At 54.8% G+C, this 11,594-nt stretch carries 7 protein-coding genes; 4 read left to right on the top strand and 3 right to left on the bottom strand.

All coding sequences use genetic code 11. The features are described 5' to 3' along the window. The first annotated feature begins 638 nt into the window (after window positions 1–638). The 4 genes from LKE08_RS02385 to topA all read left to right on the top strand — a co-directional run bounded on the left by LKE08_RS02385 (window position 639) and on the right by topA (window position 6,979). Entirely contained in the window at window positions 639–1,265 is a 627-nt protein-coding gene (locus LKE08_RS02385) for a ribonuclease D (protein WP_324702590.1), read from the top strand. Between the two features lie 260 nt (window positions 1,266–1,525). Further along, window positions 1,526–2,320 carry a dienelactone hydrolase family protein gene (locus LKE08_RS02380; protein ID WP_324702589.1) on the top strand — a complete coding sequence of 265 codons (795 nt, stop codon included), beginning with the start codon at window positions 1,526–1,528 and terminating at the stop codon, window positions 2,318–2,320. A 137-nt stretch (window positions 2,321–2,457) separates the two neighbouring features. Beyond that, window positions 2,458–3,741, top strand: a complete 1,284-nt coding sequence (gene eno, locus LKE08_RS02375; RefSeq protein ID WP_324702588.1) for a phosphopyruvate hydratase — start codon at window positions 2,458–2,460, stop codon at window positions 3,739–3,741. A 556-nt stretch (window positions 3,742–4,297) separates the two neighbouring features. Further along, window positions 4,298–6,979 (top strand): type I DNA topoisomerase, encoded by a 2,682-nt coding sequence (gene topA / locus LKE08_RS02370; protein WP_324702587.1) that lies wholly within the window; start codon window positions 4,298–4,300, stop codon window positions 6,977–6,979. A 90-nt stretch (window positions 6,980–7,069) separates the two neighbouring features. Here the strand turns inward: topA and LKE08_RS02365 are convergent, their stop codons facing one another. From LKE08_RS02365 to LKE08_RS02355, 3 genes are all read right to left on the bottom strand, one after another. Then, entirely contained in the window at window positions 7,070–8,419 is a 1,350-nt protein-coding gene (locus tag LKE08_RS02365) for a serine/threonine-protein kinase (RefSeq protein WP_324702586.1), read from the bottom strand. A gap of 347 nt (window positions 8,420–8,766) precedes the next feature. Then, window positions 8,767–10,005, bottom strand: a complete 1,239-nt coding sequence (locus tag LKE08_RS02360) for a PQQ-dependent sugar dehydrogenase (RefSeq protein WP_324702585.1) — start codon at window positions 10,003–10,005, stop codon at window positions 8,767–8,769. A 274-nt stretch (window positions 10,006–10,279) separates the two neighbouring features. Next, a complete protein-coding gene (locus LKE08_RS02355; RefSeq protein WP_324702584.1) occupies window positions 10,280–11,386 on the bottom strand; it encodes an acyl-CoA desaturase in 1,107 nt (368 codons plus the stop codon). Between the last annotated feature and the right edge of the window lie 208 nt (window positions 11,387–11,594).

The following is an 11,594-nucleotide window of genomic DNA, read 5'->3' as shown; positions in this document are numbered from 1 at the left end:
GAGGTGAATTGGGACATGGTTTCTCCTAATTTGTAATTCGATCCCCCCTAGCCCCCCTTGATAAGGGGGGGACAAGATAAAGTATCAGCCGAAACCTAAGCTGGAGAAACGCTATCACTGGGGCCGTAAGTTTCTACCTAATATCGCATCCGGTTAAATACCCGCTTTCGTCTTGGGAATTAATTCCCAAGTGATCGCAAGTATCGCGCTCGTGTGTTGACAAATCGAGGAGATCCAAAAAACTTCAAAACCTCGATTCAGAGGGGCTTTGAGTTTTCCTGACTCCCGACTCTCGATTCTCGACTCCCGCGCACAGCGCTATAATAGCCGAAATTATCTAAAGATGATTGGGGAGATTTTGCAACTCAAAAAATGAGTCCGTTCGGATAACTGATTATCCGGATTTGATGGGAATCAGTGACTCCGATCTGCTCGTTCTAATTTTGTTCTAATCCTCTTGATAGGATTTTTGCTATTAGCTGGGAAATTGATTTCCCAGCGGGTGTTATTGGGGCGAGAAAGCAGGGTGACAAGAAACCCGCTTTCTCATTCTCACCCGATACCCACCCGGGGAATTGTCAGCCGTGACTTTGTATGGTATAATTTTCCCGAATTGTTTGTCTCCGATGGGGTTAATGATGACCGATTTTCAGGTGTGCGATCGCGACCTTTCCGACGAACTGCTGTCCGACTATTTGACGGCTGATGCCCTGGCTGTCGATACGGAAACGATGGGGTTGTTGCCGTGGCGCGATCGCCTGTGTCTGGTGCAAATTTGCGACCCGAAGGGTCGGGTTTCCGCCATCCGCGTCGAACGGGGGCAGCGGGAGGCTCCGAATTTAAAAGCCCTGTTAGAAAATAGCCAAATCACGAAAGTTTTTCACTTTGCCCGCTTCGATTTGGGGGCCCTCCGCTACCATCTGGGGATTCACGTCGATCCCGTATTTTGTACTAAAATTGCCAGCAAATTGGCGAGGACTTACACCGGCAAACACGGGTTGAAAGATATGGTCGCGGAACTCGAAGGGGTGGAACTGGATAAATCCTCCCAAAGTTCCGACTGGGGCAATGCAGCGAATTTGTCGGAAAGCCAACTGAATTACGCCGCCAATGACGTGCGGCACCTGCTGAGTGCGCGGCAAAAGTTGATGGGGATGTTGGAACGGGAAGAACGCCTCGATTTGGCCCTGGACTGTTTCCGGTGTTTGCCCACGATTGTCACGTTGGATTTGATGCATTTTAAGGATATTTTTGAGCATCATTAAGTTAATATAGAGTGGCTAGGGAAATGAAATCACTCGGTCGATCGTCGGATCAAATGATTCGCCCATCTCTCACCCATTCAAAGCCCCCAGAATTGGGGGTTTGGGGGCGAGACGATCAAAGCCCCCAGAATTGGGGGTTTGGGGGCGAGACAATATGCCGTACACATTGGGGTTTGGACAAATTCTCCCTCTGCGTTCCTCCGTGCCTGGAGTGGTTAAAATTTCGGACTGTTTTAACATCTTCTCATAGCACCCAAAAAATGAAACCAATTGACGGATTTTCTGTATTTGATTTTACCGCCGACGGCGACACCCGCCCCGTCTATTTTCGGGGGTCCGGTTCGGGGGTGATTTTGATGCACGAATTGCCGGGGATGATCCCCGAATGTGTGGATCTGGGAAACCGCATCGCGGCGGCAGGATTTACCGTTTTCATGCCCCTGCTGTTGGGGGAGGCGAATCAACCTTTCTCGATTCCGAAGACGTTGGGTTACGCGGCGAAAGTGTGCCTGAGTCGGGAATTTTCCTGCTTCGCAAAAGGGGAATCGAGCCCGATTACCGACTGGCTCCGATCGCTCTGCGGGGAGGTCAAAAAACGCTGCGGCGGTTCCGGCGTGGGGGCGATCGGAATGTGCCTGACGGGGGGATTCGTACTCTCCCTGATGGCGGACGAAACGGCGATCGCCCCCGTCGCCTGCCAGCCCTCCCTGCCCTTTCCCATTAGCAAAGAACATAAGCGAGATCTGGGAATTTCCGACACCCAGCGGGCGAAAATTAAGGAAAAAATCGATCGCGGCGAACGGATTCTTGCCCTGCGGTTTTCCGAGGACGGAACCTGTCCCGCCGAACGGTTTGTCAGGCTGCGAGAAGAATTCGGGGAGGGGGTGGAAACCATCGAAATCGACTCTTCGTCAGGAAATCCCCACAATATCCCGCAATCGGCCCACGCCACCCTCACGGTCCACTACTGCGATCGCCCCGGACACCCCACCCGGCAAGCCTTCGAGCGAATTTTGGAATTTTTTCGCGATCGCCTGCGGGGGGGAAATCCGTAGATATCGTTAACACCGAATCCGAAATTGTCAAAATGGCTTATTCTAAAACTCGGTCATGGTGTCTGTAAAAAGCGGGCGAAGCTCCACAACTTCGCCCGTTTAGTTTTAAATTAAGACTCGTTAACGTGAGGAAAGATATGCCAGGAACCGACATCACAGCAATCAAAGCCAGAGAAATCCTCGACTCTCGCGGCCGCCCCACCCTGGAAGCGGAAGTCTACCTCGCCGACGGTGCGATGGGTCTGGCCCAAGTGCCCAGCGGCGCCTCCACCGGGACATTTGAAGCCTGCGAACTGCGGGACGACGACAAAAGTCGCTATGGCGGAAAAGGCGTCCTCACCGCCGTCAAAAACACCCACGAAACCCTGGCGCCGGCCCTGTGCGGCATGGACGCCCTCGAACAGGGTGCGATCGATGCCAAAATGATCGAACTCGACGGCAGCGACAACAAGAGTAACCTCGGCGCCAACGCCATCCTGGGCGTCTCCCTCGCCACCGCCAAAGCCGCCGCCGCCAGTGTCGGCTTGCCGCTTTATCGCTATCTGGGGGGCACCGCGGCTAACCTCCTCCCCGTCCCGATGATGAACGTCATCAACGGGGGCGCCCACGCAGCCAACAACGTGGACTTCCAAGAATTTATGATCGTCCCCATCGGCGCGTCCAGTTTCAAAGAGGCCCTGCGCTGGGGTGCGGAAGTATTCGTCTCCCTGAGTAACGTCCTGAAAGAAAAGGGACTGCTGGGGGGAGTCGGGGACGAGGGCGGATATGCCCCCAACCTGGGCTCGAACAAAGAAGCCCTGGAGATTTTAATACAGGCGATCGAAATGGCCGGCTACAAACCCGGAGATCAGGTCGCCTTCGCCCTGGACGTGGCGTCGAGCGAATTTTACAAAGATGGCAGCTACGTCTACGACGGCAAGCCCCAGACGCCGGATGACCTGATCAACTATTTGAGTGACCTGTGCGGCCAGTATCCGATTTTATCCATCGAGGACGGCCTGCAGGAGGAAGATTGGGGCAACTGGAAGCCGCTGACCGATAAATTGGGTTCTACAGTGCAACTGGTGGGCGACGATTTGTTCGTCACCAACCCCATCCGCCTCAAAAAAGGCATCGAAAGCGGAGTGGCGAACTCCATTTTGATCAAACTCAACCAGATCGGGTCTTTGACCGAAACGATGGAAACCGTCAATCTGGCGATGCGGAACGGCTACACCTCCGTTATCAGCCACCGGTCCGGGGAAACGGAAGATACAACGATCGCGGATCTCGCCGTGGCCACCGTCGCCGGCCAGATCAAGACCGGTTCCCTGTCCCGCAGCGAGCGGATCGCCAAATATAACCGCTTATTGCGAATTGAAGACGAATTGGGCGATCGCGCCATCTACGCCGGAACCGTCGGCTTCGGACCGAAACGGTAAATTGGGGTGTGGGGGCCGAGGAAGCGGAGGGAGCGGAGGAAGCGGAGGAAGCGGAGGGAGCGGAGGAAGCAGAGGAAGCAGAGGAAGAGAAACGGGTGGAACACCCAAACCGCTTGGGAATCAATTCCCGAGGGCGCAAGCCTTGCGCCCCTACAAGCAAAAATCATCTTCAGATGATTGGGGAGTTTGTAGAGATCTGATATCAACTTGCCCCCTCTGCCCCCTCTGCCCCCTCTGCCCCCTCTGCCTCCCCTGCCCCCTCTGCCTCCCCTGCCCCCTCTGCCCCCTCTGCCTCCCCTGCCCCCCATCTCCCCATTCCCGACTCCCGACTCCCGACTCCCGACTCCCCACAAATATAAGGTGAACTTTGGCAGATATTGAAAAAGTGAGATAGTTTTGAAATTAAGTGATGTTTTGGAGCCGAGCCATGGAATCGTCGTCTCTCCTCACCGATGGCTAGTCCCCCCATCCGGAGGGATCGGGGTCGGGCTATCGATTAAACCCGCCAAACCCTCCAAACACAGATCCCAATTCGCTGCTATCCCAGAAAGCTGCCATGTCAACCTTAGTGATCGTTGAATCTCCCACGAAAGCCCGCACCATCCGCAATTTCTTGCCCAATGACTATCAGGTGGAAGCCTCGATGGGTCACGTGCGCGATTTGCCCCCCTCCGCCGACGAAATCCCAGAAGAATTCAAAGGACAAAAGTGGGCGCAACTCGGTGTCAACGTCGAAGGGGATTTCGAGCCGATCTACGTCGTCCCCAAAGACAAGCAAAAAACCGTCAAAGAACTGAAAAAAGCCCTCAAACAGGCTCAGGAGCTGATTCTAGCCACCGACGAAGACCGGGAGGGGGAAAGCATTAGCTGGCACCTGTTGCAGGTGCTCAACCCCCAAATCCCGACCCGGCGGATGGTCTTCCACGAAATCACCGAAGAGGCCATCCTCGCAGCCCTCCGAGACTGCCGGGACGTGGACGAACAACTGGTCCACGCCCAGGAAACCCGCCGCATCCTCGATCGCCTCTACGGGTACACCCTCTCGCCCCTGCTGTGGAAAAAAATCTCCCGGGGTCTGTCGGCGGGCCGGGTGCAGTCCGTCGCCGTCCGCCTGCTGGTGAACCGGGAGCGGGAACGCCGCGCCTTCCGCCAGGGGGGATACTGGGATTTGAAAGCCCTGCTGGAACAGGCGAAAACCGACTTTGACGCCAAATTGATCACTGTCAACGGCGTGCGGGTCGCCACCGGCAGCGATTTCGACGAAACCACGGGCCGCATCGCCGAGGGGCGCAATGTCGTTTTGCTCGACGAAGCCCAGGCGGAGGCCCTGAAGGATAAACTGGCGGGCAAACCCTGGTCCGTCACCAATATCGAAGAGCGATCCTCGACCCGGAAACCGGCGCCGCCGTTCACCACCTCCACTCTGCAACAGGAAGCCAACCGCAAACTGCGACTGAGCGCCCGCCAGACCATGCAGGTGGCTCAGGGGCTCTACGAGCGCGGTTTCATCACCTACATGAGGACGGACTCCGTGCACCTGTCCGAACAGGCGATCGCGGCGGCGAGAGCCTGCGTTGAGAGCAAATACGGCAAAGAGTACCTCAGCCCCAAACCCCGCCAGTACACCACCAAAAGCAAGGGCGCCCAGGAGGCCCACGAAGCCATCCGCCCCGCCGGACATTATTTCCGCACCCCCCGGGAGACGAATCTCGGCGGCAACGACCTGAAACTCTACGATCTGATTTGGAAGCGGACCGTCGCCTGCCAGATGGCCGACTCCCGCCAAACCAACATTTCCGTGGATTTGCAGGTGGAAGAGGCCGGGTTCCGGGCGTCCGGGAAGCGGATCGACTTCCCCGGCTTTTTGCGGGCCTACGTCGAGGGGTCCGACGATCCCGATGCGGCTTTGGAAAATCAGGAGGTGCCGCTGCCGCCGTTGAAAGTGGGCGATCGCCCGAATTGCAAGGAAATCGAGGCGATCGGACACGAAACCCAACCCCCCGCCCGGTTTACCGAGGCGTCTCTGGTGAAAACCCTGGAAAGCGAGGGCATCGGGCGCCCGAGTACCTACGCCAGCGTCATCGGCACGATTATCGATCGCGGCTACGTCCAGCAAAAGGGCAACGCCCTGGTCCCGACGTTCACCGCCTTCGCCGTCAGCACCCTGCTGGAAAAATATTTCCCGGATTTGGTGGATCTCCGGTTCACGGCCCGCATGGAAAATACCCTGGACGAGATCGCCACCGGACAGGCGGACTGGCTGCCCTACCTGCGGGATTTTTACTCCGGCGATACGGGACTCGAACACCAGGTCAAGGAACAGGAAAGCCAGATCGACAGCAAGGAAGCCCGGACTGTCGAGTTGGAGAATTTGGGGGAAGGGTCCGATGGCATGACCTACCGCCTCTGTATCGGCAAGTTCGGCCCCTACGTCGAGGCTCAGAAGGGCGAGGAAACCGTCACGGCTTCCATTCCCCAAGACCTGACCCCCGCCGACCTGACGCCGGAGTTGATTCAGGAGTTGATCGGACAGAAGACGGAGGGCCCGGAAAAGCTGGGGTTGCACCCGGAGACGGGGGAGGCCATCTACGTGCTCATCGGCCCCTACGGCCCCTATGTCCAGTTGGGGGAAGAGTCGGAAGCCAATAAGAAGCCGAAGCGGGTGTCTTTGCCGAAAGGGGTGGAGAAGGATGCGGTGACGATGGACATGGCGGTGAGGCTGTTGTCCCTGCCGCGGGTGTTGGGGCTGCATCCGGAGACGGGGGCGAAAATTAAGGCGGCGATCGGTCGTTATGGCCCCTATGTGGTCCACGAGGCGAAGGAGGGCAAGGATTATCGGTCGATTAAGGCACCGGATGATGTGTTGACGATTTCGTGCGATCGCGCCCTGGAACTCCTGGCCCAACCGAAACCGGGCCGCCGGGGTTCCAAAAAGGCGGCGACACCCCTGCGGGAATTGGGGGAACATCCGGAGGATAAGGAACCCGTCAATATCTACAACGGCCCCTACGGTCTTTATGTGAAACACGGCCGCACTAATGCCTCTATTCCCAAGGATAAACCGATGGAAAATGTGACGTTGGAGGAGGCGTTGGAATGGTTGGCGGCGAAGGCGAGTTCTAAGTCGAAATCGAAATCGACGAAATCGAAATCGACGAAATCGAAATCTCGCAGTAGTTCGACAACGAAGAAGTCCACGACTCGGAAGACGAGTACGCGGAAGAAGAAGACGGAATAGGCGATCGTAATTGGGGGCACCGGGTTTGGTGCCCTCAATTTTTTGATTAACCACAGAGGCACAGAGGACACGGAGAGAAGAAGGAGGGAGTCAATTACATTCTGCAAGTCTTGATATCAAAGCGAAAAAGTCGGGTCCCCAAACCCATCGGCGATCGACCAACCATAAAATTCCATACGTCTCTCCGGGGATACCATACGGTAAGTGTCCCTCTTTGGCGGTGGAGTCGAATGTCAAGCGTTTGTACTTGATCCATTGATCTTTCACTTTCCATCCCACGGCTTCGCCGAAGGATTCCCAGATCTTCTCATTATAATTTTTCGCGCCTCCCAGACTTTGATAAATTTGCTTCTGTACCGAAAAGCCGAAGCGTCCCCCGCTATATTTCACCCAAAGGCGATCGATCACTCGCAGATCCTGACAGGGAAAATTTTCGATATCTTTTACCCTCAACCATCTTTCGTTTTTTCGTCCCGCCACTTGCAGCATCAGCCGGGTGGTTTCTTCGTCCGCTTCTCGCCATTTTGCGATCGCCAACAGATTCTCCAAGCGTTGATAGCGGCGGGGGGTGACGGGTTCCAAATCGTCCAAAACTTCTGTTGCGGACTGGTAGCGTTTGCCGAAATCCCGTTCTACCAACCGATCCAAAATCTTTTCCAACTCGCGATCGACCGAATTGCCTTGTAAAAAATTTTGCCAAATCCATCCTTCTTCGGAATCGGGAAAATCCGACGGAATCGCCCGAGTTAGCAAGTGCAAACACGTCACCCCCAAGCTATAAAGATCGCTGTTCAATTGCGGTTGTCCCATCGCTTGTTCGGGGGCGCAATAGCCCGGAGTTCCGATCAATGTCCCGAATTTTGTACGGTGCGATCGCACGACTTTGGCGACACCAAAATCGACCAAAACTAATTTTTGATCGGCGCTACGACGAATGATATTATCGGGTTTGATATCCCGATGAATGACATTTTTAGCGTGGACGAATTGCAAAATTTTTAATAAATCTGACAATAATTCTCGAATCTGCCGTTCGGAGAAAACGCCATGTCGATCTAATTCGGATTCTAGCGTCTCTCCGGGAATAAATTCTTGGACTAAATATTGCCGATTATCCGAAATAAAATAAGCGAACAACTCCGGGATTTGCGGATGTTTTCCCAAGTCCTCCAAACATTCCGCTTCTTGGTAAAATAGCTGGGACGCTTTTTCAATATTGTCCGTCCCTTGTGCCTGGGGCAAAAACTGTTTGATGACGCAAAACGGTTTCGAGGGTTTATCTTCGTCGATCGCCAGAAAGGTGCGACCGAAACCGCCTTGACCTAAAATTGACTGGGGATAATATCTTTCTCGCAGGAGTAATTTGCCACCGCACTTCTGACAATATTGGGAATTGTCGGGGTTGGATCGGAGGCAGTCCGGGTTCAGGCATTGACGCATAGACGCAAAACCGGGAATTTATTCCCATTCTATCATCCAGTAGTAGACCGACATGGCTAAAATAATGCTTTAAGGTAGGGTGGGTTAGGCGGCTGAAATCCATGCTGTGACAACCATCTAGAAATCCGCCGTAACCCACCGTTTAAGGTGTGTCGCAGCACTATTTTACTGTTGTCACCCCACCTATAAAATCTTGAATTTTTAATTTTTAATTTTGATGGTGGGTTACGGCGCGGATGGAAAGTTGTGGGTTTTTCCGAAAAATTACGGCCGCGCCTAACCCACCCTACTATTGCTATAAATCCGCCGTAACCCACCTCAGCAGTTGAATTACAGATGTCGCCACATCATCCCGGCTCTAGCCGTACCAGACGCCCGTTAGGCTCATCCGTTAGCACATAAATCAGTCCGTCGGGGCCTTCGCGCACATCCCGCACCCGTTGCCCGATGGCAATGGGGATTTCGTTGACCACTGCGCCCGACTCATCCACATCAAGATAGCGCACATCCTGGGAGACGAGCCCGCCCGCAAACAGGTCGCCCTGCCATTGGGGAAAGCGATCGCCCCGATAGACGAGCAATCCCGATGGGGCGATCGCGGGCGTCCATACCACTAGGGGATCGACCATGCCGGGGCGCGATCGCTCTGACGAGATCTCCCCGCCCGAGTATTCGCGACTGTGGGTAACGACCGGCCAGCCATAATTTTCGCCCGGTTGCAGGCGATTAAACTCATCGCCCCCCCGCGATCCGTGCTCTGTTGCCCACGCCTGCCCCGTGTCGGGATCGACCGTGAGCCCCTGGATGTTGCGATGACCGTAGCTCCACACGGCAGGTTCCGCCCCCGCCGTATCGACAAAGGGATTGTCTGCCGGCACCGAACCATCGTCATTGAGGCGGACAACCTTGCCCAGATGACTCCCCAATTCCTGCGCCTGATTGCGAATCAACTCACCCTCTAGCTCAATGGGCGGATTGCCGCCATCGCCGATGGAAACCAGCATCGTGTCGTCGGGTAGCCAAGTGATGCGAGAGCCAAAATGCTGGCCCCCCGACTTGGCACGATTCACACTAAAAATGACCGTCCAGTCAGAGAATTGAGTGCCGTCAAAGCGGGCTCGCGCCACCTGCGTCTGATTGGCTGATGCCGTCCCTTCGGAATAGGTGAAATAGACCCATTGATTTTCCCCAAACTGCGGATGTAGGGCGATATCCATCAGGCCGCCCTGATTTTGATTGAACACATCGGGGACGCCTGGAATCGGGTTGGGGTCGAGGGTGCCGTCTCGCAGCAGTCGCACGCGCCCCGGTCGCTCAGTAATCATGATGGTGCCGTCCGGTAGCCATGCCATGCCCCAGGGATGCTCCAGCCCTTCCGTCACAATGGTGGGCGACAGTTCGTTGGGGGATCGGGCGATCGCGGGCTCAGTTGGCGCGGCATCTTCGACCGTTGTTTCCTGTGAAGCCGCCACTGCCGTGTCATCGGGTGCAGAGGTGGCGGGCTCCGAATCAGTTGCAGCACAGCTCATCACCATCGATCCGGCCATCAAGGCTCCAGCGATGAAGCGCAACGGAAATTGGGGCATCGTCATCCCTCCTATGGGCAGCTTGGGTGAAAGATCGGTCGGTTTGGGGGACATTACGATCCTGAAGCCTGGCCTGAGTGGGCGACTCTACGCTACCTGTTCGCTCTTTTCTCTGCAAATTTACCATAATCCTGTCCCAGCGATCGCACGACTTTGGCGACACCGAAATCGACTCAAACCAACTTTTGATCGGGGCTACGGCGGGGGATTCGATCGTATCGCAGCAAGGTAGGGGCGCAAGGCTTGCGCCCCGAATTTTAGATGCACCACAGGATTAAGCGGTCAACTGTTCGATCGCTTCAGATCGGGGAGCGACGGACATTTTCTTCAGCCAGCGATAGTTGGCGGCCAGGGCGCCGAAAAATGTCTCGTGAACCGCATATTTGACGCCGAATTCCTCGCACACTTCCGCCACGATGGGGGCGATTTTGGGATAGTGGATGTGGCAGACTTGGGGAAATAGGTGGTGGATGGCTTGGTAGTTTAACCCCCCGACATACCAAGTGATGATGGGGTTTTTGGGGGCGAAATCGACGGTCGTTTTAACCTGAGCGATCGCCCATTCGTCCTCGATATTCAAGTGATTCACGTCGAAAAATTCGGCCGGCTCGATGACGTGGGCCAACATGAAAATGACGCAGGCAACGAGTCCGTGGGTCATGTAGACGATGGTCGCACCCGCCACGGCTTCCAAGGGGGAATAACCGACGGCGATCGGAATCAGTAAAAACACCGCGACTCCGAAAGCTTTGAACGCCAATAAAGTGGCGATGTCAACCCAACTGGGTTTGGGGATAGCGTGGTCGTGGTATTGCCGCTTGAACAGCATGGTTTGCACGTCCGCGATCGACCAATAGTAGGGGATAAACGGATAAATAAACCAGATGAAAAAATGTTGGTAACGATGATACCAGCGGTGTTCCATACTCGGACACATCCGCACCAGTTCGTCACCGTGAATTTCGACGTCATGCCCCAAAATATTCGTGTAGGTATGGTGGAGAACATTGTGGCGAAATTTCCACAAATAACTCGAAACCCCGATCGCATCGTGGGTCAACCCGCACAGATAATTCACCCACCCGTATTTGGAATAACCGCCGTGGTTGCCGTCGTGGCTGATATTGAAGCCGACGGCCGAAACCCCCAACCCCAAAACGATGCAACCCGCCAACTTCATCCAGGTCACATCCGGCCCGAAAATGACAAATGTCCAGGCAGAAACCACCCAAACAACAATAATTGCCGTCTTCAAATACATCGCCGGATTGTCGCGGGGAGAAATATTCTCCGCCTCAAAATAGGCCTCGACGCGGCGATTCAGTTCTTTGCGAAACCCGATACTTTTTCCAAAAGTAACTTTTGAACTTGTTGATTGCATTAAACCGGCTGTTTATTTTTCAGGAGAAACATAATTATAACATTCATAGCAAAAAAAACGGAAAAGCCCCTCGATTTTAAATAAAAATTAAGATTTTCGCATAATTTTCGAGCGGGACGCCACTGCGGTGAGTCGAAATAGCCCCAAGTTCCGACAATCGTCCCGATGGTGCAAGGGTACGATCGCACAACTGTAGCGACACCAAAAT

Source organism: Lyngbya sp. CCY1209, from assembly GCF_035615495.1.
In the GTDB taxonomy this organism is placed as follows: domain Bacteria; phylum Cyanobacteriota; class Cyanobacteriia; order Cyanobacteriales; family Microcoleaceae; genus Limnospira.
This window is presented reverse-complemented; position numbering and strand designations above follow the sequence as displayed.

Excerpts from the sequence above, each read along its gene's own strand:
- LKE08_RS02385 (WP_324702590.1), top strand. The coding sequence starts at position 639 with ATGACCGATTTTCAGGTGTGCGATCGCGACCTTTCCGACGAACTGCTG.
- LKE08_RS02380 (WP_324702589.1), top strand. The coding sequence starts at position 1,526 with ATGAAACCAATTGACGGATTTTCTGTATTTGATTTTACCGCCGACGGC.
- eno (WP_324702588.1), top strand. The coding sequence starts at position 2,458 with ATGCCAGGAACCGACATCACAGCAATCAAAGCCAGAGAAATCCTCGAC.
- topA (WP_324702587.1), top strand. The coding sequence starts at position 4,298 with ATGTCAACCTTAGTGATCGTTGAATCTCCCACGAAAGCCCGCACCATC.
- LKE08_RS02365 (WP_324702586.1), bottom strand. The coding sequence starts at position 8,419 with ATGCGTCAATGCCTGAACCCGGACTGCCTCCGATCCAACCCCGACAAT.
- LKE08_RS02360 (WP_324702585.1), bottom strand. The coding sequence starts at position 10,005 with ATGCCCCAATTTCCGTTGCGCTTCATCGCTGGAGCCTTGATGGCCGGA.
- LKE08_RS02355 (WP_324702584.1), bottom strand. The coding sequence starts at position 11,386 with ATGCAATCAACAAGTTCAAAAGTTACTTTTGGAAAAAGTATCGGGTTT.